Raw genomic sequence first — 23,818 nt, forward strand, 5'->3', positions numbered from 1 at the left:
GCGTGGCCGTTTTTTTGGCGCGCTTCACCGCAATCTCCGATACGGGCGGATCGGGCGCCGGCGCCCGCCCGACGGGCTTCTCCGCCGGGCGGCAGGGTCGCCGCCGGTGCGCGGCGTGGCCGATTTTGTCACCATGTGGGCCGGATATGACAATGAAAATCCGGACCCCCGGCGTTAGGATGGCCCATCACGTCGCCCGGTTCTGGCCGGTTCTGCCGTATCGGACCCCGTGGCGCCCCCAATTCACCGCCTGATTGGAACATCGACCATGAGCTATAACGCCCCCGTCAAGGACATGCTGTTCGTGCTGAAGGAACTCGCGGGCATCGACGCCGTCGCGCAGTTGCCGGGTTTCGAGGATGCGGGTTACGACACGGCGCAGGCCGTGCTCGACGAGTCCGCGAAATTCTGCGGCGAGGTACTGGCGCCGCTGAACGTCGAAGGCGATCGCAATCCGAGCAGCTGGAAGGACGGCGTCGTGACCGCGACGCCGGGCTTCGGCGAAGCGTTCCGCCAGTTCGTCGAGGGCGGCTGGCAGGGGCTGCAGCATCCGGCCGAATACGACGGCCAGGGGCTGCCGAAGCTGATCGCGACGCCGTGCATCGAGATGCTGAACGCATCGAACCTGTCGTTCGCGCTGTGCCCGCTGCTCACCGACGGCGCGATCGAGGCGCTGCTGACGGCCGGCACCGACGCGCAGAAGCAGCGCTACGTGCCGAAGCTGATCTCCGGCGAATGGACGGGCACGATGAACCTGACCGAGCCGCAGGCAGGCTCCGACCTCGCACTGGTGCGCTCGCGCGCGGAGCCGCAGGGCGACGGCACGTACAAGGTGTTCGGCACGAAGATCTTCATCACGTGGGGCGAGCACGACATGGCGGACAACATCGTCCACCTGGTGCTGGCGCGCACGCCGAATGCGCCGGAAGGCGTGAAGGGCATTTCGCTGTTCATCGTGCCGAAGTTCCTGGTCAACGACGACGGCTCGCTCGGTGCGCGCAACGACGTGCACTGCGTGTCGATCGAGCACAAGCTCGGGATCAAGGCGAGCCCGACGGCGGTGCTGCAATACGGCGATCACGGCGGCGCGATCGGCTATCTGGTGGGCGAGGAGAACCGCGGCCTCGAATACATGTTCATCATGATGAACGCGGCGCGCTTCGGGGTCGGGATGCAGGGGATCGGCGTGGCCGATCGCGCGTATCAGAAGGCGGCCGCATTCGCGAAGGAACGCGTGCAGAGCCGGCCGGTGGATGGCTCGGCGAAGCAGTCGGTGACGATCATCCATCACCCGGACGTGCGCCGGATGCTGGGCACGATGCGTGCGCTGACCGAAGGCGCGCGGGCGCTGGCCTATGTGGCCGCCGCGCACAGCGACATTGCCCACCGCCATTCGGACGACGCGACGCGCGCGCGTCATCAGGCGATCTACGAATATCTGGTGCCGGTCGTGAAGGGCTGGAGCACGGAGATGGTGAACGACGTGGCGAGCCTCGGCGTGCAGGTGCATGGCGGGATGGGCTTCATCGAGGAAACCGGCGCCGCGCAGTACTACCGCGATGCGCGGATCCTGGCGATCTACGAAGGCACGACCGCGATCCAGGCGAACGACCTCGTCGGCCGCAAGACGCTGCGCGACGGCGGCGCGGTCGCGAAGGCGCTGATCGCGGAGATCGGCGAGACCGTCGCGGCGCTCGACAAGATCGACGGCGCGGCGGCCGCGTCGATGAAGGCGCAACTGGAGAAGGGCGCGCGCGCGTTGTCGACGGTGGTCGACTACGTGCTCGCGAACGCGAAGCAGGACCCGAACGCGGTGTTCGCGGGCAGCGTGCCGTATCTGAAGCTCGCGGGCGTCGTGCTGTGCGGCTGGCAGATGGCGCGTGCGCTGCTGGCCGCGCACGCGAACCGTGCGAGCGACACGGCGTTCTTCGACGCGAAGATCGCGATCGCGCAATGCTATGCGGAGCACGTGCTCGTGCAGGCGGGTGCGCTCGAGGCGTCGATCGTCGGCGCGAAGGGCAACGAGAGCGTGCTCGCGTTGACGGAAGACCAGTTCTGACCGCTGACGGTCGGGACGCAGCAGGAGACAGGATTTTGACCACACAGGACTTGCTCGCGCAGTACGGCCCGCGCGAATCGATGGAATACGACGTCGTGATCGTCGGCGGCGGCCCCGCCGGGCTGTCGGCGGCGATCCGGCTCAAGCAGCTGGCCGCCGAGAAAGGCGCCGAGATCGGCGTGTGCGTGCTCGAGAAAGGTTCCGAGATCGGCGCGCACATCCTGTCGGGCGCGGTGATGGACCCGCGGGCGATCACCGAGCTGTTTCCCGACTGGAAAGAACGCGGCGCGCCGCTCGACGTCGAGGTGACGGAAGACCGCTTCCTGTTCCTGTCCGAGAAGAGCGCGGTCACGACGCCGAACTGGGCGCTGCCCGACAACTTCAAGAATCACGGCAACTACGTGATCTCGCTGGGCAACGTCACGCGCTGGCTCGGCCAGCAGGCCGAGGCGCTGGGCGTGGAAATCTTCCCGGGCTTCCCCGCCGCGGAGATCCTCTACAACGACGACGGTTCGGTCAAAGGCGTCGCCACCGGCAACATGGGCGTGGGCAAGGACGGCGAGCCGACCGAGAACTTCCAGCTCGGCATGGAGCTGCACGCGAAGTACACGCTGTTCGCCGAAGGCTGCCGCGGCCACCTCGGCCGCCAGTTGATCGCGAAGTTCAAGCTCGACGCGAATGCGGATCCGCAGGCGTACGGGATCGGCATCAAGGAACTGTGGGAAATCGATCCGGCCAAGCACAAGCCGGGCCTCGTGATCCACACGGCCGGCTGGCCGCTGAAGTCCGATACGTACGGCGGCTCGTTCCTGTATCACATGGACAACAATCAGGTGGTGGTCGGCTTCGTCGTGGGCCTCGGCTACACGAACCCGTACCTGTCGCCGTTCGAGGAATTCCAGCGCTACAAGACGCATCCGTCGATCCGCGCATTCCTCGAAGGCGGCAAGCGCGTGTCGTACGGCGCGCGCGCGATCACGGCCGGCGGCCTGCTGTCGCTGCCGAAGACGGTGTTCCCGGGCGGCGCGCTGATCGGCGACGACGCGGGCTTTTTGAACGCATCGCGGATCAAGGGCAGCCATGCGGCGATCAAGACCGGGATGCTGGCGGCCGATGCGGCATTCGACGCGGTGCAGGCCGGGCGTCAGTCGGACGAGCTGAACGCGTACCCGGACGCGTTCAAGCAATCGTGGCTGTACACGGAGCTGTACCGCGCGCGCAACTTCAAGCAGTGGATGGCCAAGGGCCTGTATCTGGGCACGCTGATGGTCGGGCTCGAGCAGAAGGTGATGGGCGGCAACGTGCCGTGGACGCTGCATCACCAGCACGCGGACCACGAGATGCTGAAGCTGGCGTCGCAGTGCGAGCCGATCGAATATCCGAAGCCGGACGGCAAGCTGACGTTCGATCGCCTTTCGTCGGTGTTCATCTCGAACACGAACCACGAGGAAAACCAGCCGGCGCACCTGACGCTGAAGGACGCGAGCGTGCCGGTGAACGTGAACCTGCGTACGTACGCAGGGCCGGAGGCGCGTTTCTGCCCGGCGGCAGTGTACGAGTTCGTGAAGAACGACGACGGCGGCGATCGGCTCGTGATCAACGCGCAGAACTGCGTGCACTGCAAGACTTGCGACATCAAAGACCCGACGCAGAACATCGTGTGGGTCACGCCCGAAGGCGGCGGCGGGCCGAATTACCCGAACATGTAACGCAAACGCATCCCCGCGCCCGCGGGCGCGAACGAACCGGAGTGAGACGATGAGCAATGCAGCGAAGGAAGTCGTGGTGGTGAGCGGTGTCCGTACCGCGATCGGCGATTTCGGCGGGAGCCTGAAGGATTTCTCGCCGACCGACCTCGGCGCGAAGGTGGTTGCCGAAGTGCTGTCGCGCGCGAACGTGCCCGGCGATGCGGTCGGCCATGTCGTATTCGGCCACGTCGTCAACACCGAGCCGAAGGACATGTATCTCGCGCGCGTCGCGGCGATCAACGGCGGCGTCGCGCAGCACACGCCGGCGCTGACCGTGAACCGCCTGTGCGGCTCCGGCCTGCAGGCGATCGTGTCGGCCGCGCAGACGATCATGCTCGGCGACGCCGACGTCGCGATCGGCGGCGGCTCGGAAAGCATGAGCCGCGCGCCGTACACCGTGCCGGCCGCGCGCTTCGGCCAGCGCATGGGCGACGCGAAGCTCGTCGACATGATGCTCGGCGCGCTGCACGATCCGTTCCAGACGATCCACATGGGCGTGACGGCCGAGAACGTCGCGAGGAAATACGACATCTCGCGTGAAGCGCAGGACGCGCTGGCGCTCGAATCGCATCGTCGCGCGGCGCGCGCGATCGCCGAAGGGCGCTTCAAGGACCAGATCCTGCCGATCTCGATCCGCACGAAGAAGGGCGAGGTCGCGTTCGACACCGACGAGCACGTGCGTCACGACGCGAGCGCGGACGATTTCACGAAGCTCAAGCCGGTGTTCGCGAAGGAGAACGGCACCGTGACGGCCGGCAACGCGTCGGGCATCAACGATGCGGCCGCCGCCGTGCTGATGATGAGCGCGGACGCCGCGCGCGCGCAGGGCGTGAAGCCGCTCGCCCGTCTCGTCGCGTATGCGCACGCGGGTGTCGATCCGGCGTACATGGGCATCGGCCCGGTGCCGGCCACGCAGAAGGCGCTCGAACGCGCCGGCCTCAAGATCGGCGATCTCGACGTGATCGAAGCCAACGAGGCGTTCGCCGCGCAGGCGTGCGCGGTCACGCAGGAACTCGGCCTCGATCCGGCCAAGGTCAACCCGAACGGCTCGGGCATCTCGCTCGGTCACCCGATCGGCGCGACCGGCGCGCTGATCACCGTGAAGGCGCTGTACGAACTGAAGCGCATCGGCGGGCGTTACGCGCTCGTGACGATGTGTATCGGCGGCGGCCAGGGGATTGCGGCGATCTTCGAGAACATCTGATAATCGACCGCTCAGCCTCCGAATACACAGGAATCGTCATGGCCATCGAAACCGTCGGCGTCGTGGGCGCCGGAACCATGGGTAACGGCATTGCGCAAACCGCCGCCGTTGCAGGACTGAACGTCGTGATGATCGACGTCAGCGACGCCGCGCTCGACAAGGGCCTCGCGACGCTGAAGGGCAGCCTCGAGCGGCTCGTGTCGAAGGACAAGCTCGACGCGGCCACGCGTGACGCGGCGCTCGCGCGCATCACGACGTCGACCGACTACGCGACGCTCGCCGCGGTCGACATCGTGATCGAGGCCGCGACCGAGAACGTCGAGCTGAAGGGCCGCATCCTGAAGCAGATCGAGGCCGTCGCGCGCCCGGACGCGATCATCGCGACCAACACGTCGTCGATCTCGATCACCGCGCTCGCGGCGCCGCTCGCCGATCCGTCGCGTTTCCTCGGCATGCATTTCTTCAACCCGGTGCCGCTGATGCCGCTCGTGGAGATCATTCGCGGGCTGCAGACGAGCGACGCGACCGCGTCGGCCGTGCGCGCGCTGACCGAGCGTTTCGACAAGTCGCCGATCGGCGTGCGCAATTCGCCGGGCTTCGTCGTGAACCGGATCCTCGTGCCGATGATCAACGAAGCGTTCTTCGTGCTGGCCGAAGGCATCGCGTCGGCCGAGGAGATCGACGCGGGGATGAAGCTCGGCGCGAACTACCCGATCGGGCCGCTCGCGCTGGCCGACCTCGTGGGCCTCGACGTGTGCCTCGCGGTGATGGACGTGTTCGCGAAGGACTTCGGCGATCCGAAGTATCGCGCGTGCCCGCTGCTGCGCGAGATGGTGTCGGCAGGGCGGCTCGGGAGGAAGACCGGGCGCGGCGTGTACGACTACGGCAAGTAAGCCGGTTGTCCCATGGTGTTTCGTGCGGCCGCCTTCGGGCGGCCGCGTGCTTTGTATGGCGCGCGCGGCGTGATGACGCGTCGTGTACCGACAGGTCGCGCTACAGCAGCCGCTCGGACAGAACGCGAAATGCGACGTCGGGCACGACGAAGCACAGCGGTTCGCCGGTCGCGCCGATGCGGGCGAGAAAGTCGCCGCCGCCGACGGGGCCGACCGTCTTCAGCGGCCGCACCGCGTCGACGTCGATCGGCAGGTCGATCGACGCATACGCGAGGCGGTCGCAGTCCTCGACGTGGGCGACGGCCGCGTGCTGCAGCGACAGCGCGGCCACGGCCGCGCGCCAGTCGTCGAAGATCGGTGCGAAGGCGGCGGGCAGCGTCCGGTCGTGCGACGCTTCGGCCGTGCAGCGGAAGTCGGGTGCGCTGCCACCGCTTGCCGCCAGCCGCGTGTCGTACCGTCCGTCGTGCGCCGCATGCGTGAAGGGCCGCGCGAGATGCGACGGCAGCGCGTCGCTGAACAGCCGGCTGCCGAGCGCATAGAGCGGGTGGTCGAACACGTTCTTCACGAACAGCACGGTGCGCTCGGCCGGCACGCCGTCCGGCAGCGCGTCGACGTAGAGCCGCCAGTTGCTTTGCAGCGGCGACGGAAACACGCGGCGCAGCGGGCCGGCGAGACGCGGGCCGAAGTGGCGATGCCGGTAGGTGAGCGTCGTGAACAGCGTGCGGCCGCCTCGGCTCGCGAGTGTGACGCCGCGCGGCACGAGATGCGCGACGGCCGCGACGTCGACGACCCACGTGCAATACACGACATGCTCGACGTCGCTCGCGAGCTGCAGGAACGGCAGCCGCGACAGCAGCGCGCGGCGTGCGCGCAGCAAGGGACGGCTCGCGACGATCCGGTTGGCGAGCCGCCCGGCGAGGCCGGTGGACGGGTAAATGAAGGCGTTGTCGTTGCGCATGGGCGGCATTGTGCCGGGGTTGTCGCATGCCCGGAAGAGGCGGCGCGGCTTGAGACGAACGGCGCGCGTATTTTGCCATTGGCGCGCCGCGTGCTGCCGCTTGTGCAATGGATTCCGACGGCCGAGCCCGACGCATGACGTACGCGCGCGAAGGCCCGCCGTTCGCGCGTCAGTACCCCGACCCGCCGTCGCCCTGGTCGGTCACGATTGCCACGCCCGAACTCGTGCCGAGCCGCGTCGCGCCGGCTTCGAGCATCGCCAGCGCGGCCGCGCGATCGCGCACGCCGCCCGACGCCTTCACGCCGAGCGTCGGCCCGACGGTGCGGCGCATCAGCGCGACATCGGCGAGCGTCGCGCCGCCGTGGCCGAACCCGGTCGACGTCTTCACGAACGCGACGCCGAGATCGCGGCACATCTCGCACACGCGCACCTTCTCGTCGTCGGTCAGCAGCCCCGTTTCGAGGATCACCTTCAACGGCACCGTGCCGCACGCGCGATGCACGGCGTCGATGTCGGCCTTCACGTCGTCGGCGCGGCCGCTTTTCAGCGCGCCGATGTTGATCACCATGTCGATCTCGCCGGCGCCCGCCGCGATCGCGGCGGTGGCTTCGAATGCCTTCGCGGCGGACAACCCCGCGCCGAGCGGAAAGCCGACCACGGCGCAGACGAGCACGCCGGTTTCAGCCAGCTCGCGCGCGGCGAGCGGCACGTTCGCCGAATTCACGCAGACCGAGTAAAAACGATGCTCGGCCGCCTGGCGGCAGAGTTCGCGGATCTGCGCGTCGCTCGCGTCGGGCGCGAGCAGCGTGTGATCGATGGTTTGGGCGAGCTGGGCGTTGGAAAGCGGCATGTGTCAGGACTCCACGGATCGTGTGCGGAAACGGCACACGGAAAGTTGATGTTTTCACATCGGTTTGTTACAAATACGACATTCCGGCCGGGCCCGCGCGCCCGGCACGACGAACGACTCACGCGGCGGGCACGCAGGATACCGGCATGGAAACAAAGAAGGGCGAACGGATCAAGACCTTGATGAACGTGCTGCAAGGGCAGAACGCGATTCATCTGAGGGAAGTCGCCGAACTGTTCGGCGTGTCCGAAATGACGATCCGTCGCGATCTCGCGGACAACCCGCACGGCTTGAGCCTGATCGGCGGCTACGTGACGCGCCATTTCGCCGCGCAGCGCAGCGACATCGGCGAATACCTGATCAGCGCCGAGAACAACCGGCAGACGGAGGAAAAGCGCCGCATCGGCAAGCTGGCCGCGCAATTCGTGACGACCGGCGACACGATCTTCGTCGACTGCGGGTCGACCACGCCGTTCATCGTCGACTTCATTCCGGACGACCTCGAATTCACCGCGGTGTGCAATTCGCTGAACGTGTTCGCGAAGCTGCAGCAGAAGCCGCATTGCAACGTGATCCTGTGCGGCGGCGCGTATCACCGCCAGAACATGGTGTTCGAATCGGTCGCCGAAACGGGCATCCTCGATTCGGTGCGCGTGTCGAAGGCGTTCATTTCGGCGGCCGGGGTGAGCGAGCGCTGCGGCGTCACGTGCTTCAACTTCCACGAAGTCGACGCGAAGAAGAAAGTGATGGCGCGCGCGCAGAACCGCTTCCTGCTGGTCGATCACACGAAATTCGACGAAGTGCGCGCGGCCTATTTCGCCGAACTGACCGATTTCAACTACGTGATCTCGGACGGGGAGCTGAGCCGTCGCTACGAAACGGCGATCCGCGAGCACGGGATCGCGCTCGTGACCTGATGCGGCGCGGGCGGGCGGCGCGCCTCTCATCGCGCCTCTCATCGCATCACGCATCGCGGGCTTCCGCCGGGCCGAGGTAGCCCGTCAGCACTTCGAAGCGGCGCGATGCGCCCGCCGCCAGCGCCGCGACGTGGCCCTTGCGGCGTTCGGCTTCGTAACCCTCCGGCTCGCAGGTCGACGGCAGCGCGAACGCAGCGACCTGCTGGTCCGCGTTGTGCAGGATCCAGCGCGTCGCATGCGGAAATTGCTCGGGGCGGTATGAGGTGTGGAACGCGCCGCCGTCCGGATGCACGAGCCGGAAATGCGCGACGCCGTCGGCGTCCGTTTCAACGTCGTTCATGAAGAACACGATTTCGGGGTCGTACAGCGCGGGCGCATCGAGCGTCGCGAGCCGCGCCGGATCGCGCGCGAGCGTGGCCGTGTAGTCGCGCCACGCGGCGGTCGGCTTCACGTGAGCCGGCACGCTGTCGCGCAGCCGCAGCCCGCCTGGACGCAACGCTTGCACGAAGCGCCCGCCTGGCACGTACGCGTAGTTCAGATGGGCCATGTACATCAGGTCCATCGGCGTGCCGCCGAGGTTCGTCACGTCCATCGCGATCGTCATCCGCGCATCGTGCTCGCCCAGCCGCACCGACGGACGCGCGACGTAGTGACTGCCGAAGCCCTGCACGTATTCGTATTCGCCGGTCACTTCGACCGTCGCGCCGCGCGCATCCGAGCCGACAACGAGGCTCGCGCGGTCCATCGGCGCGCACGGCATCTCGCCGTGCAGCGCGTGCGTATCGTCCGGCCCCGGGCAGCCGTTGCGCAGCAGCCCGCTGTGGAACATGAAGCAGCCGTAGGTATCGATGATCGACGCCGCGCGCTTCGGCTGCCGGAACATGTGCTTCATCGTCAGGTCGCGGCCGTCGAATTCGGCGGCCCAGATCATCTGGCCGAGATACGGCAGCACGACGAGGTACCCGCGGCGGTTGTCGAGCTTCAGCGCCTCGACGCCGGACGGGTACGCGAACGCGGTGACGGTGAGGCCGTCGGTGCGGTACAGCGTGCGCGGCGCTTCGCGGAAGTCGTCGCGCCGCAGTTCGATCTCGCCCCGCATGGTCACGCTCCCGACGTGTTGCGCGTCGCGGCGTAGCGCGCGGGCGCATGGCCGTCGGCCGCCGCGTCGGGCGTGGCCGCCGGCAGGTGGCGCAGGCAGTAGAAGCCGTAGTAGACGATCACGACGAAGCATGCGAGCGGCACGACGAACGCGAGCTGCATGTTGCCGCCGGTGTGATCGGAGATCAGCCCCTGGATCAGCGGCACGACCGCGCCGCCGACGATGCTCATCACGAGGATCGAGCCGCCGTATTCGGTGTCCTTGCCGAGGCCGTCGATCGTGAGTCCGTAGATCGTCGGCCAGCACGGGCCGAGGAACATGCTCACGCACACGGCCGCATACACGGCGGTGATGTCGTGCACGCCGATCGTGTACGCGAGCAGCGCGATGCACAGGATGCCGTAGACGATCAGCACCTTGGCCGGGCCGACGCGTTTCATCACGAGCGTCGCGACCAGCTTGCCGACGAAGAACGCGAAGAACGTCGCGAGCAGGTAGCGCGATGCGCCGCGCTCGGTGAGGCCGCCGATCTGCATCGCGAGCCGGATCGTGAAGCTCCACACGCCGACCTGCGCGCCCACATACAGGAATTGCGCGACCACGCCCGCGACGAAGCGCCGGTTGCCGAACAGGCGCGCGAGCGTGCCGCGCGCGTCGATCCGGTGCGTGACCGCACCCGGGCCGTGGCCCTTGCACGCCGGGTACGGCGTGAGCGCGAACACGATGAACACGGCGACGAGCACGACGATCAGCCACTTGTACGGTTCGAGCGTGGCCTGGATCATCGCGAGCTGGTGCGTGTGCGCGTCGGCGGCCGACATCGCCGCGAGCTGCGCATGCGACGCGTCGCCTTCCTTGAAGATCAGGAAGCTGCCCATGTAGACGCCGGCCATCGCGCCGAACGGATAGAACGTCTGCGAGATGTTCAGGCGCCGCGTGCTGGTGTCGCGCGGGCCCATCAGCGTCGAATACGAATTCGATGCCGTTTCGAGAAACGACAGGCCCGCGGCGATCACGAACAGCGCGACGAGGAACATCCCGTACTTCGCCATCGACGCGGCAGGGAAGAACAGCAGGCAGCCGGTCGTGTAGAGCAGCAGGCCGACGAGGATCGTCGTCTTGTAGCTGAACTTCTTCACGACGGTCGCGGCCGGAATCGCGAGGAAGAAGTAGCCGAGATAGAACGCGGACTGCACGAACGCCGATTCGAAATCGGACAGGAAGAACGATTTCTTGAACTGCGCGATCAGCACGTCGTTCAGGTTCGCGGCGGTGCCCCACAGCGCGAACAGGCAGCACAGCAGCGTGAACGCGAAAAGCGGCGTGCGGTTCAGGTAATAGCCGTCGGGGGCGTGTTCGATCCGGGCTCGGCTCATGGGTGTCTCCTTCCCAATGTCTCGTCGATGAAGGCGCCGGTCAGAGGCCGGCGTCGCGGAGGAAGCGTTCGAACGTCGCGGCGTCGGCGTACGACTTCTGCGTGCCGAGGCCCGTGACCGAATGCGCGGCGTACGCGGACGCGTGGCGCATCGCGTCGAGCGCGTCGCGCGACGCGGCATAGCAGCGCGCGAAGCAGCCGATATACGCGTCGCCGGCGCCCGTCGTGTCGCGCGCGTCGACCGGGACGCCCGGCACGTGCCGCGCGCCGTCGCGCGACACCAGCAGCGAGCCGTTGCTGCCGAGCGTGACGAGCACGTGCTTGAGCCCGCGCGCGACCAGCGCTTCGGCGGCACGGGTGGCGCGCTCGCGCGAATCGACCGGCATGCCCGACACGATCGCGAGCTCGGTTTCGTTCGGCACGAAGAATTCGACGGAACGGATGCGTTCGAAATCGAGGTCGGCCACGGCGGGCGCGGGGTTCAGCAACACCGGAATGCCGTGCCGCGCGCCGAATTCGATTGCGTAATAGACGGTGTCGAGCTCGATTTCGAGCTGAAGCACGATCAGCGCGCATTCGGCGAGCATCGGCGCGGCCGCGTCGATGTCGGCCGGCCGCAGGTGGCGGTTCGCGCCCTTGACGATCAGGATGCTGTTGCTCGAATCGGGCTCGACGAAGATCGGCGCGACGCCGCTCGACACGCCGGCGACCTTGCGCACGTGCGTGGTGTCGATGCCTTCGCGCTCGAAGTTGCGGATCGTGTTGTCGGCGAACACGTCGTCGCCGACCTTCGTGACCATCACGACGCGCGCACCGAGCCGCGCGGCCGCGACGGCCTGGTTCGCGCCCTTGCCGCCGCAGCCGAGTTCGAAGTTCGGCGCTTCGAGCGTTTCGCCCCGAACGGGCATGCGCGCGACATAGGTCACGAGGTCGACCATGTTGCTGCCGATGACGGCGATTGTCTCCATCTGTTGTCTCTTCCTTGGTATAGGGGGGCGACCGCGCGCGTGGTCGGCGGTTCACGAAATATGATAATAAAATCACATGAAGTGTGAAAATGCAATCCTGTGATGTTAGTGGGGTCACTTTTTGGTCGACGGGCAGGCGGGTGAAAACCCCATCCTGGTGTCGGCATACGAAAAAGGTCGCACTTGGATGAAGAGAGGCAATGTGCAAAAAGACCTAGGCCGGAAATCCACTCAGTGCGAGCAGGGTATCGAACCGGTGATCGCCATGCGCAGTACCGGACATGGCTGTGGCCCTGGCAAATAGCGCTGGGTCGTTGAACGCACGCATGCTTGGCTGCATCGCTTCCGTCGCCTCCGTATTCGTTTCGAGCGACGTACGGACGTTCACGGCGCGTTCCTCAAACTCGGTCGCTGCCTGATCTGCTGGAATACCCTCCGGCGCGTCGAGCCGTCTTGATGAAACCGTCTCTCAGGAACCGAGCGGATTACAGATCCGCTGGATAGGCAAGCGGCGAAGTGCCCCGGCATGACAGTGACGAGTTGGACGCCACAACATACGCACTGCGAGCCGCCTCCCGCAGCGCGAGCCACGCGACCCGGTTTTCGCTTTCCGGAAGACGTGCTGCATGACACAAGATGCGGCGGCTTCGTTGCGCCTGGTGGCACATTTCTTCGCGCCAGTACCTGACGATGCGCACGACCTCATTACTGTAGCGTCTTTAGACCGCGATGCCTACGGAGGCCAATGCCATGAGACCAAAGGTTTCGAACTCCCCCAGCATTTCGAGGGAAGCAGATACAACGCCGGAAAATTTGTCGCCATCGTCTTCAGTTGCTTCGCAACCGCGAGCCGTGTTTCGGCCAGCAGGGATGCCGGGGAATTTCCAGTCGCGAGCAAATACCCGATCCGAGAACACGGCGTCCATAGGTTCCGGCTCCATTCGGCAGTCGGGCAATTTCATAAACCTTTCCCGTACGCCCCGCAGGCCCTCTGTATTCTCAGGGACCGGAACAGGTACGCTTGGTGAACATGCTACCCAACCGGTGCCAGCGCGGCCTCAGCGCCTCGCCGGGTCGCAGCGGGGAGTTCGCACGGTTGATTACGACTTTGCGAGGAAAGGGCCATCTCGGGAGGCAATCGCCTACCGTCCTGTTGGTGGCCTCGATGCGAAGGTCCTGCTCGAACAGCGCAAGCGGCAACAGCTCTATTTGCAACATACCGCCAGATATTCACGCGCGGACGTGCTGGACCTTGCGACCGCCAACGTGCTTGCAGGGAAAAAGGGGCATCCGAGGGCGCTCGCCTTTCTGGATCCGGAGGCCAAGACAGATGTGTCGCTGTTTTTGCTTGGCCGGTATGTGGACGCGCTCGACAAATGCACGCTGCGCTCGGGGGACGGCCGGCAAGAGCCTCTGCAAGACCCGCAGGTCGAGCAGCGCATAGAGGATGTGGCGCACTACTTGGTCAAGGCGGAGTGGTTGAATGGCGGGTCCGTCTATCACCTGGCCCACTTGTCGAACCGGCTGAGCAAGTTCGAACGTCTTCCCGCAGCTCTGGGTGCAATCGAGAAAATCGCTCGCGAGGTGATGGGACGTGGGGGAGACGCGGACTTTAGGGATCTAAAGGTGACGGCACTTCTGCTCAACGCGTTTTCGAAGCTCCCGAGCGAACCGCGTAATGCGGCGCTATCCCATGTCGCAAATGTTCTGCTGGAAGACGGGGACTGCCTCGCCAGACTGGAAGGACAGGGCCTCAGTATGGCACTCAATGCATTTTCGCAAAGTGCTGATGTCTCCCAATGTGCGCAAGCGGCAGCGAATCTTGCTCAGCGTCTCGCGAGCACGCCGACGTTGGCGACGACGCTGGACGCGCAAGGCGTAAGCAACGTGCTCGGCGCGCTTGCCAAGTGGCCGGGAGATCCTTTGTGCGCGGCGGCAACCGAAAATGTCGCCGCACGCTTGAACAACAGCAGTACGATCCTTGCCGATCTGTCGCCGCAGGGTGTTAGCAACGCGCTCGCGTCGCTGGCGCGAGACGGACTCAAAGACCCATCGCAAACGGGGTTACGGCTTCTTGTCGAGCGTCTGCAAAACGAGTCCGCGCTGCGCAGTCAGCTGAGCGCACAGGAAGTCGCCAGCGTACTTAATATCGTCAGCAAATGGCCTTCGGCGCGCCCCTGTATCGAAGTCGCGCAAGCGCTTACTGATCGCCTCAAAAACGAGCCGGCATTGCGGGAAAAGCTGCAAGAGCAGTCCCTTGCGAATGCGTTGACCGCCCTATCGAAATGGCCGGAGCAGGCTGTCTGCAAGGCGGTCGCGAGCACGCTTGCTGAGCGTATCGTTTCTGAACGCGACCTTCAGGTCGGCTTCAATGAACAGGAGATCAGCAACGTATTAGGCGCGCTGTCGAAATGGCCGGATTTGCCCTATTGCAAGGAAGCCGCGCTCACGCTCATTCCGCGCATCGCGACCGATCCGAGCGTCGTACGCTCTTTCAACCAGCAGGAGGCGGTTCAAACGCTCAATGCATTGCGGACGTGGGCGAAGCACCCCGGATGTATGCAGGCGGCTCGCGCACTGGCGGGCGTTCTCGTGCCGAGTGAAAACGATCAAGGTCCGTTAGCCCGTCGCCTCACTGGGGGCCACGTCAGTTTGACAGCGAATGCGCTCAGTTATTGGCCGGAAGACGACCAGTGCCGCGATGCGGCACTTACTCTGATTCGTCGCTTGCGTGCAGAAGGCGACCTGGTGAAGCACCCGTTGGATTCCCTCAATGCGCTATCTGCAATGGCGCGGCTTGCACATGTCCTGGAATTCCCCGACGGGGCCCGCGAGATCGCCCAACGCTTGCGCAGTGACGAGGAGGCAATCGCTACTGCCGGTGCACAGGAAATTTCAGGCATGCTCGTCGCGCTGTGCAAATTCCCGCAGTACGACTCCTGTACAGAACTTGCTGCCGCATTAGCCGCACGCCTCGTCGGCGATGCAGAGTTACGCAAAGGCTTTTCTGCTCATCAAATGAGTGGGACGCTGAACGCGCTCAGCAAGATGCCGGATCTTCCAGGTAGTGCAGAAGCTGCTCGGGAGTTGGCAAGGCAACTTGATCAAGACAGGTCCAAGCTCAACGCGATGAACAGCGAGGACGTCAGCAACACGCTTAACGCCTTGTCCCATTGGACCGCCGAGCCGGCCGCCCTAAAGGTCGCCGGTGCGCTTGGTCAGCGGATCCATGAGGACGATGGTCTTTGCGCGACGTTCAACGATCAGGGACTGTCGAACACGCTCGTCGCACTGAGTAAATGGCCTGACGATGAGCAGTGTGTTGCAGGTGGACGGGCGCTTGCCGAGGCGCTCATCGAGCGCCGTGCTGAATTTGCCTATCCGGAGAAATTTGAAGCGCGTTCGCTTGCCACGATCGCCAACGCGTTGAGTCGCTGGCCTCGTGAGCCGGCATGCACCACCGCTTTGCAGGCCATCGCCGAAACGCTATCCGAGGGCAAGCGGCAATGGAGCGAGTTCAACATGGTGTCGCTCGCGCAACTCGCGAATGCGATGTCACGCCTCCATTCGGCGGACGATAGTGCCGACGACCTACAAGCTCTTTCGCAGACATGTCTGCACATGCTTGCGGCCCATCTCGACACGCACAAGAGCGAGCTGCTCGGAACAGCTTCCGCCAAACATATCGGCGTTATCTTCAAGGCGCTAGGTTCGGCCAACATGCAGAAGGCGATGAAGCCGCTCGTCCCGACTGCCCTTGGACGCGTCCATGCGTTGATCGACACGGACGCCCTGCGCGGCGAAAACCTGGAGTCGCTGGGAACACTGTGCATGGGCCTCGTGCCGGTACAGCGAAGCCCGGAACTCGTGCGTCATCGCAAAGCCGCACTAAAGCTGATGGATCGGCTAAAGCCGATTGCGGATCGTAAGATTCAATTGTTGTTGGATCAGGCAGATTCCACACCCGGAAATAGTCGAGAGGATCAGTCTGCTACTGGCGAGCCGGCAGAACAGTTCGATACGCGTCGCCCCGCCCTGACTTTCGTGCACATCCTGAAGTCGTTTGCGATCACGCAAAGCTTGTGGAAAACGCGCTGGGTAGACGCGCCACGTACCGAGGTGGCACAGCAGCGTGCGGAGCTAAAAGGTTGGGTCGAAAGCCTGCTCGAGCGCACGCGCGACACGGTCACCACCGATCTGCAGGAGATGAGTTGGAATCTCATTGCGCAGATCGAAGTCGGCGACGACATTCTCAATGCGCTGGATGTTCGTATGCGCAGAGATGAAGCTTTGTTGACGGCAAAGAGCAAACCCATTCCGCTCGACCTCGATAAGCTGCAGGCGAGCATGAAGACGAAGCCAGGCACGCTGCGTCCGGTTCGGCCAGGAGAAGGATCGCCGCACTACACGCTCATTGATATGACCGGCAAGACGTTGCGGAGCGAAGAGTCCGAAGGTGGACCCCAGTATTCCTTCTATTCACGCTTGACGGGCCAGCCTGTGACAGAAGTCAAGCTACCTGGTCCCTTGAGCCCCTTCATGCTGGCGCGCACGATCAACCACAACGGCGAGCAGTGGCGCTTCGATATGTTCGGCGGCAGCCATTTGAAGGTGCCGAGTATGCGTCCGCAAGCCATCCTGGCGGGTTCAAAGCGTGGATACGGCCGGCTTCCGGCGATTCGGTACTCGGACAGCGCGCCGACGAGCCCATTTATGAAGCTGGTCTCAAAGCTGGGGCCGCAGCGAGAGGATTGGTCGCGAATTCAGCGCTCTCTACTCGAGATCGTGCCCGCCGACCACGCCGTGGAAGGGACGGTGAGGATTGGCTGGTTCCCGGACGTGCCCGGACCGGAACATCCGTTCAAGCCTGTGGATCCCGCCTCCGGCAAGGAAATAAAGCTATGTCCGAACGACGGTTGCGGGTTCTTGCGCTACGAGGCCGCCATGCAGATTCCGGTCGTGGCTGAGCTCATCAATGCGTGGACCGCTTGTCGATATGGCCACGCCGACCAAGCACAGCGCAAGCTAATCGAGTCGTTCAAGCAAGAGCCCAGTTACATGGCTCCCCAGGCGCTACAGCACTTCCCTCGCGACGAAGCAGCGGTCAAGGAGGCGAGCGATCTTATCGAGGAAAAGCTGAATGAACTGGTCAAGGCAACGACGGTTGTCGGCAAGGCACCGGGGCTCGACGCGCGCCGGCCTGGTCCTCTGGATCCGGACAACGTCACAAAGCTCGAGCAGTATCGATTGCTCGTCAACGGCGGCTACGAAGGGCGCAAGATCCGGGCGGTGCCGTCTGCCGACGACAACCTCCACCTACCCAGGCAAAAGGGCGAGACGTTCGACAAAAAGGGCGGTGCCGTCCTGCTGGGGAAGCCGCCGTACGACAAGGAAAACTTGTTGCCTATTGAGGAAGACCGTGTGAAGACGATAGGGTCTGGCGATGTCACGGCGAAGTTCCTGAGTAACGACTGCTTTGCGATCCAATATAGTTATGCGGGCTTCGATGACGCCAAGCAGTCGGATGCAGACATTCTCCATAGCAAAGGAATGCTGATTATTCCGCCGAAAGGATCCTGGCCAGAGGCGTACCAGCACCTTGATCTAGCATGTTCCACGGAAGACATGAAGACGCTGTCTACTTGGACGGAATCTCGAAACCGCGCGCAATCGCCCACGTCGATGACGACAACGGGCAGCCTTCGTGTGAAGGATCTGCTGTTGCCTGGCGAACTAGGCGCGGTGCCGATCAGAGAGTTGCGCAAGCGGGACATGGACACCGATGGAGATGACGCATATGTATTTGCCGGTTATCCCAAACTCACCGAACACATCGCGAAAGTTGTAACGGATCGCGCAAGTCGCAAGGGCGTACATCGCTCGTTTAAGCCGCCGAAGACGGCACAGACGGCCTTTGATTCGGATCGTCACTACCACGCGGGGCGTGCGCGAAACATCATCGACGCCCAACAGGGAGATGCGCTCGTAGGCAAGGCCAGCATGGCGGCCGTCCGCTTTATGGCGCAACCTGAGGCATTGCGTCACAAAATGGCGGAGGACTGGATGTTCGGTACCTACGACGGTGTCGATCGCGATCTTCGCAATACGTTGCAGGATCTGATTTCGGACAGCAGCCCGAATCGCGCGATGCTCGACGAGCAGTTCGAGGCGGCGCAGCAGGCCGTCGAGGCGGCTCATCATCCTGTCGCCAAGGAGGTCGCTGAACTATTGCACGGGGCCATCGCCGATTGGCGGCGGACGCTGGACGGCGAGAAGGCAACGCCAGCCGTTTCGACCGGTGCTGAACTTCAAAAGCGGTTTCCGGAATTGGCGGAGAGCTACGGCAAGGCACAAGCGCCCGTCGATCGAATCGCCGCAATCCTCGATCACTATCCCGTGTGTCGCCTGCCGGCATCGAAATTCCCGCAAGGGCAACCTGGCTATGTGAAAGGAGAAGTCGAACTTACGGCGCGCAATCTGCTGACGCTGGCAGTCAAAGTGGGTACTGATGCGCTCAAATCGAACACCGGGACGGAGACCTTCATGTCGGTCATGGCGTTGTTCGAACGTGTCGAGAAGCAATACGACGAACGTGTCAGGACGGTTCCCTACGGAAAAGAGACAGCGCGCCTGTTGCGAGATGACCGCTTCGATGCCGATAGCGCGTTGGAACAATTGCGTAAGATGCCTTCCATGGCTGCAGCCGTCATGGAAACCTCGATCGAGCAGCAGCAGCGCTTCGGTCTGTTGGCGCGATCGCTCACTCCGCGTGAGCGCATCGCGCAAACTGCGTCACAGGCGGAGATCGAGGCGGAAGCAAAGCGCATCCGAGCGACCGCTGCGCATGTCGAGAAAGTCGCGACGCCTTTAGTGACCAATGTCGTGGGCAAGATCGAGGGCGGCAGTTTGAAGAATATGGACCATCGGCTCAAATCCGTAGGTTCGCTGCAGGAGAAGTTGAGGCGCTTCATCGGAGTGCGCAAGCTATCGCTCGCTGACGCGAGTGCCGGCGTGAACGACGCCGTGCGATATTCCGTGGTGCTGGATTCGGCTACGTTTGCCAAATCGTATGACCTGGCGATCGCTGAGCTGGCGAAGAGCGGAATGGAGCGCGTGAAGGTGGTCAACCATTTCAGAAAGCCGTCGGAGGCATTCAACGCAGTGTCGGTCACCTGCGAACTGAACGTGCCAAACGATCAAGGTAATGAAGAACGCCGACTCGTCGAGATTCAATTCCATACCGCTGAAAGCTTTGAGCTCAAGGAAGCCAACCACGACCAGTACAAGTTATCACATGCGCTTGAGCTGGAAGGCCGGCACGAGGACCGAGCGAAGTTGCTCGCGGGTACCCTTGAGAAGACGAAGGCGATGCCAAAGCCGGAAGGATGGCTCGAGATCGATGACTGGACTCGAGAGGTGGCCCGTCCAAAGGATATCAAGCCGAAGGCGCCGCGTTTGAGTGGAATGGTTGCGTGGGGGCCGGCGAATCAGAGAGCTGGGGCGTTGGCGAGCTCGGCCTTGCAACTGGAGAAGGTGTGCACACCGACTGTCGAGAAATTGATAAAAGGCGTCGGCGGCGAATGGGCCGAGGGGGAAAAATGGCGTGCGTCATTGCTGAAGAAGGAGGCATCCATCGCGCGCAAAATCGACGTGATTAGACGCGAGCGGGGCCTGACTTTGGACGAAGCGGCCCAGCACGTGCGCGACGCGCTTCGCTATACGGTGAAACTGAAACCCGAGTCGTTTACTGCGTCCGCAAAGCGATTACTCGAGGACTTCCCTAAGAACGGCTTTGAGGTGATGCGGGTTCGCAATGCTTTCGTGGAAGATGACGGTACATATCGCGGAATTAACGTCGGGCTGCGGACCGCTGACGGCAAAGATTTCGAGGTTCAACTCCATACCGGGAAAAGCTTTTACGCAAAGCAGAAGAACCACAAGCGTTACGAAAAATTGAGGTCGCTTAGCAGCACGATCGAGGCTGGCAGCGATCGGGCGGACGGCAATGATATCGATGTCTTCGACACGGAGCGCCATCGCTTGTCGAATTTAATGCGTTCGCAGACTGCGAGCGTCGAGATACCGGCTGGTATTGAGACAATCCAATCTTTCCGGCGCTACTAATTGACATCGTATGAACCAACCCGGCTTTCGAGAAGGCCGGTTGGTTCAAATTCAGGCCGGTTGGCTTGATTCCGTGCGCTGAAAACGGCGCGACGGACGCGCATTATGTGCTCGACGACCTACCGAACAAGATACTCGCGGCAGCGTATCAGATGGTCCTGCCGGATGCCGCCGCGCGTTGCCGCGTGATACCGAGATGGCATTGGTCGAAGCCGCGCACGAGCTTGAGGCGAGCGAGCAAGCCTTTGCTGTCGTTTCGACCAGCAGCACGCGCTGCAACGTCGGCTCGCGCAGACCACATCGAACCCGCGCGCGGCACTGGCGCAGCCCTGCCTTCTGAAGGCCGCGTTTTCTGGCCGGATCGCGTCTGGCCTGCTCGTCGGTCACTGTCGATTTTCCTTCCGATCGTAAAGATTCTTTCCGTTCAGATCGAATACGGCGGATGGTCGCGTCGACCGCACCCGCCCACCAGACAACGCTTCCCGGTCGATTCGATATTGGCACGGGCTTTGCAGTACTGGAGCGTAACGAACCGGAGGAGGCGCCCGATGCCAGCGGTACGTACGTCGATCCCGAAAGTGATCGGGATACCCGAGCCGGGCGAGCGTCGCTCCAGCGACGCAGCGGCATGCGGTCCCGACGTGCTGTCGATGTCCGCGTTGATGGGCCTCATGGAAGCCGCTTGCGTCGACGCGATGTGCCAGCGAATGCGGCGCGACGAATGATCGATCGGCCGCATGACGCATGTCACGCATCTGGCGCGGACGCCATTGGATGTCCCGGTTGTCGTCACCGCGACGTTCCGGGCGTTCGATGGCGAACGGTACTGGTTCGATGTCGTGGCGACCGATGCGGCCAGTTCGGTGGCGAGCGCGAGTCACGCGCGCTCGATCGTGGAGCGTTCCGCACTCGCGTTTCAGTGCGCAAGCCGTCGCGGCCGTGTCGGCGATATGGGTTCGTCATGCTAAAGGAAACGGGAACATGAAAGTGGAGTCGTCAGTCAACGCAGGCAACGCGCTTTTCGACGAAGCATTCGAAACCCTGCCTCCCGGGCAGGTGCGCCGGCATCAAGACGCGCTATGGCCGTCGCAGTGGGACTACATCCGTTCGATGTCGACGTTCTATCGCGGGAAGCTGTCGCGCTGGATCGACCGAGAAGTGACGCTGGATGCGCTACAGGAGCTGCCTTTTACCGAGAAGGACGAACTCCGGATCAGCCAGGAGGCGGCCTCTCCATTCGGCGATTACGTGGCGTGCGGCGAGGCGGGCGTGTCCCGGCTGCATCGCACCTCCGGGACGACCGGACGCCCGCTGATTCTTGCGAACAGCGCGGCCGATGCGTACCGGGTCGCACGGGTCGGCGCGCGGTCGATGTGGGCCGCTGGATTGCGGCCGACGGATCGCGTGGTGCACTGCCTGAACTACTGCATGTGGACCGGCGGCTTTACCGATCACACGATTCTGGAGGCGACCGGCGCGACGGTCGTACCGTTCGGCGTGGGCAATACGCGTCTGCTGATCGATTCGATCGTCAATCTCGGCATCAACGCGATTTCGTGCACGCCTTCGTATCCGGGGCTCATCGAACAGATCCTGCGCGAATCGACCGACCTTCGTCCTCGCGACCTGAAGCTGACGCTGGACCTGTTCGGCGGCGAGGCCGGGCTCGACAATCTGGATCTGCGCAGCGCGATGGAAGAGAAGTGGGGCTTCCGGATCCGTAACGCCAACTTCGGTTTGTCGGAAGTGCTGAGCATTCTCGGCGGGCAAACCGACTGGACCAACGACTTGCTGTATCACGCGAGCGACGTGGTCTTTGCCGAAATCGTCGATCCCGCCACGCTGCAACGCTTGCCGATCGAGACGGGGACCGTCGGCGAACTCGTCTGCACGCACTTGCAGAAGGAGTGCCAGCCGCTCGTTCGCTACCGCACGCGAGACGTCGTCACCGTGACCGGCGTCGATCGCGGGCCGGACGGTCGCACGGCATGGCGATTCCGCGTCACCGGCCGCACCGACGACATGTTCAACGTGCGCGGCATCAACGTGTTCCCGAGCGCGGTTCGCGTGGCCGTCGAATCGTTGCCGCAATGGGCGTCGGGAATCTTCCGGATCGTGCTGAAGGGGGACGGACCGTACGACCGGATCACGATGACGGTCGAAGCCGCGCAGGGGCTCACGGGTAAGCTCGGAGCGACCGCACGCGGCCGAGGCGGGGCCCCGGCATGGCTCCGCCTCGGCTCAATCGGCCGGCACTCGGCGGCATCATTCGATATCGTCGAGCTTTACCCCGGTGTTGTTCTTCCAGGTCACGACGGCACAACTCGCGATGATTGCCACCACGATCAGATAGACGTTGAATAGCTGTCCCTTTTGAATCGAATACAGCCACGCGTTCAGATAGGATGCCGTGCCACCGAAGAGCGCCACCGCGAGCGAAATGAAGAAGCCGAACAGACGAGTGCGGTAACGCGTCGGTACTTGTTCCGAAATGGCGGCAGGCTTGCTGCCGGTAATGAACGCAACGAGAACGAGCCCGATTGATTGCGTGGCCAGCAAAGTCCATGGCTCGCTGGAAATCAGGCTCCATAGCGGAAAGATGGTGATCGAGATGCCGAGCAACGAAATGAGCGTGGTCACCTTGCGCCCGGTGTAATCGGAAAGGCGCCCAATGAGCGGAAGCACGATCAGATAGATCACCTGCGCGATGCAGCTCATGGTGAACGCACGGTGCGGATCCATGTGCTTGACCGTGATTGCATAGATGGCGGCGGACGTTACCCACGTATAGTAGGTCAGCGTCGATCCGGCTTCGTACACGAACAGCTTGAGGCCTTCGCGGATGACCTTGGCCCGGGGCCACGGCGCATGACGTGTGTTGGCCGATGTATCGATGTCGATGCTTTCCACCATGTTGCGGCGCAGCCAGAGCGCGAATATCGCGAGGAAGCCGCCCGTCGCGAACGGCACTCGCCATCCCCACGCCTGCATGGCATCCGGTGAAAGGAACGCCGTCAACGACGCGAGAAAAAACGTGGCAATCAACGAGCCGGCGCCGACCGAAATGAATACGGCACTCGACCACAAGCCTCGCTGGGACGCGGGGGCGATCTCGGCAACATACGCATAGGACGCCGTCGTCTCGCCGCCGTGTGCCGCGCCCTGCACGAGTCGCGCGAGTAACAAGGCAGCCGAAGCCCAGCTGCCGATCGCGTCGTATGACGGGATGATGGCGATCAGGAGGCTGGCAAACGCCATGAGCAGCATCGTGCTCAAGAGTACCGAACGGCGCCCGACCCGGTTCGCTATCGCGCCGAACACCATGCCGCCCAACGGGCGAGCGAAGAAGCCCGCGGCGAACACGGCCAGTGTACCGAGCAGCGACGATGTCTTGTCCGTGTTGTCGAACAGCGCGCCGGCGATATAGACGGATGCCACCGTATAGATCGTCCAGTCGAACCATTCAAGCAAATTGCCTAGACTAGATGCGATCAGCGATCGCCGATGAGAGGACGATCGTAACGCCGCGGGTCGCGACGTAGAAAGATGGGAAAGGTAAGTCATGACGTCTCCAGTTGTTTTTGATGCGGGGTTGGATGCGCGCCCGATTCGCGCAATGCCGA

The 23,818-nt window shown here is 63.7% G+C and carries 16 protein-coding genes and 1 pseudogene; 10 read left to right on the forward strand and 7 right to left on the reverse strand.

Features of this window, described 5'->3' with window-relative positions:
• Positions 1-268 precede the first annotated feature (268 nt).
• From CFB52_RS30975 to CFB52_RS30990, 4 genes are all read left to right on the forward strand, one after another.
• Positions 269-2,059, forward strand: a complete 1,791-nt coding sequence (locus tag CFB52_RS30975) for an acyl-CoA dehydrogenase (protein WP_099318357.1) — start codon at positions 269-271, stop codon at positions 2,057-2,059.
• 80 nt (positions 2,060-2,139) lie between these two features.
• A complete protein-coding gene (locus CFB52_RS30980) occupies positions 2,140-3,768 on the forward strand; it encodes an electron transfer flavoprotein-ubiquinone oxidoreductase (RefSeq protein ID WP_373680984.1) in 1,629 nt (542 codons plus the stop codon).
• Between the two features lie 49 nt (positions 3,769-3,817).
• Positions 3,818-5,011, forward strand: a complete 1,194-nt coding sequence (bktB, locus tag CFB52_RS30985) for a beta-ketothiolase BktB (RefSeq protein WP_059578954.1) — start codon at positions 3,818-3,820, stop codon at positions 5,009-5,011.
• A gap of 38 nt (positions 5,012-5,049) precedes the next feature.
• Positions 5,050-5,904: a 3-hydroxybutyryl-CoA dehydrogenase gene (locus tag CFB52_RS30990; protein WP_099318359.1), complete on the forward strand. Its 855-nt coding sequence runs from the start codon at positions 5,050-5,052 to the stop codon at positions 5,902-5,904.
• A gap of 100 nt (positions 5,905-6,004) precedes the next feature.
• On the opposite strand, the gene CFB52_RS30995 is transcribed toward CFB52_RS30990, so the two are convergent.
• Together CFB52_RS30995 and deoC are read right to left on the reverse strand one after the other, a co-directional pair.
• Complete coding sequence (locus CFB52_RS30995) at positions 6,005-6,871, reverse strand: DUF2071 domain-containing protein (protein ID WP_099318588.1); 867 nt, start codon at positions 6,869-6,871, stop codon at positions 6,005-6,007.
• Positions 6,872-7,031: 160 nt separating this feature from the next.
• Positions 7,032-7,712: a deoxyribose-phosphate aldolase gene (gene deoC / locus CFB52_RS31000; RefSeq protein ID WP_089466054.1), complete on the reverse strand. Its 681-nt coding sequence runs from the start codon at positions 7,710-7,712 to the stop codon at positions 7,032-7,034.
• Positions 7,713-7,858: 146 nt separating this feature from the next.
• On the opposite strand from deoC, the gene deoR reads away from it, so the two are divergent.
• The gene (deoR, locus tag CFB52_RS31005) at positions 7,859-8,629 is read left to right on the forward strand and encodes a DNA-binding transcriptional repressor DeoR (protein WP_059578967.1); all 771 of its coding nucleotides are present in this window, start codon (positions 7,859-7,861) and stop codon (positions 8,627-8,629) included.
• Between the two features lie 46 nt (positions 8,630-8,675).
• Here the strand turns inward: deoR and CFB52_RS31010 are convergent, their stop codons facing one another.
• The 3 genes from CFB52_RS31010 to rbsK are packed head-to-tail and all read right to left on the reverse strand — an operon-like array spanning position 8,676 to position 12,071.
• On the reverse strand, positions 8,676-9,728 hold the full coding sequence (locus tag CFB52_RS31010; protein WP_099318360.1) for an aldose 1-epimerase family protein: 1,053 nt from the start codon (positions 9,726-9,728) through the stop codon (positions 8,676-8,678).
• Positions 9,729-9,730: 2 nt separating this feature from the next.
• Complete coding sequence (gene fucP / locus CFB52_RS31015) at positions 9,731-11,104, reverse strand: L-fucose:H+ symporter permease (protein ID WP_059578973.1); 1,374 nt, start codon at positions 11,102-11,104, stop codon at positions 9,731-9,733.
• A 40-nt stretch (positions 11,105-11,144) separates the two neighbouring features.
• Positions 11,145-12,071 carry a ribokinase gene (gene rbsK / locus CFB52_RS31020; protein ID WP_059578976.1) on the reverse strand — a complete coding sequence of 309 codons (927 nt, stop codon included), beginning with the start codon at positions 12,069-12,071 and terminating at the stop codon, positions 11,145-11,147.
• A 238-nt stretch (positions 12,072-12,309) separates the two neighbouring features.
• On the opposite strand from rbsK, the pseudogene CFB52_RS31025 reads away from it, so the two are divergent.
• A pseudogene (locus tag CFB52_RS31025) lies at positions 12,310-12,528 on the forward strand (transposase); the annotation flags it as partial.
• Between the two features lie 262 nt (positions 12,529-12,790).
• Here CFB52_RS31025 and CFB52_RS31030 read toward each other — a convergent pair.
• Positions 12,791-13,033, reverse strand: coding sequence for a hypothetical protein (locus CFB52_RS31030; RefSeq protein ID WP_124864160.1), 243 nt, complete (start codon positions 13,031-13,033; stop codon positions 12,791-12,793).
• Between the two features lie 280 nt (positions 13,034-13,313).
• Between CFB52_RS31030 and xopAD the strand changes: the two genes are divergently transcribed.
• The 4 genes from xopAD (at position 13,314) to CFB52_RS31050 (ending at position 22,559) form a co-directional block, all read left to right on the forward strand.
• A complete protein-coding gene (gene xopAD, locus CFB52_RS31035; RefSeq protein ID WP_059578989.1) occupies positions 13,314-20,195 on the forward strand; it encodes a XopAD/skwp family type III secretion system effector in 6,882 nt (2,293 codons plus the stop codon).
• Between the two features lie 548 nt (positions 20,196-20,743).
• A complete protein-coding gene (locus CFB52_RS34855) occupies positions 20,744-20,920 on the forward strand; it encodes a hypothetical protein (RefSeq protein WP_155634578.1) in 177 nt (58 codons plus the stop codon).
• A 12-nt stretch (positions 20,921-20,932) separates the two neighbouring features.
• Complete coding sequence (locus tag CFB52_RS34860; protein ID WP_089466058.1) at positions 20,933-21,163, forward strand: hypothetical protein; 231 nt, start codon at positions 20,933-20,935, stop codon at positions 21,161-21,163.
• A 190-nt stretch (positions 21,164-21,353) separates the two neighbouring features.
• Positions 21,354-22,559, forward strand: coding sequence for a phenylacetate--CoA ligase family protein (locus CFB52_RS31050; RefSeq protein ID WP_226093955.1), 1,206 nt, complete (start codon positions 21,354-21,356; stop codon positions 22,557-22,559).
• Here the strand turns inward: CFB52_RS31050 and CFB52_RS31055 are convergent.
• On the reverse strand, positions 22,461-23,759 hold the full coding sequence (locus CFB52_RS31055) for an MFS transporter (protein WP_059578991.1): 1,299 nt from the start codon (positions 23,757-23,759) through the stop codon (positions 22,461-22,463). The genes CFB52_RS31050 and CFB52_RS31055 overlap by 99 nt on opposite strands.
• Between the last annotated feature and the right edge of the window lie 59 nt (positions 23,760-23,818).

Source organism: Burkholderia sp. AU18528 (assembly GCF_002223215.2).
Lineage (GTDB): Bacteria > Pseudomonadota > Gammaproteobacteria > Burkholderiales > Burkholderiaceae > Burkholderia > Burkholderia semiarida.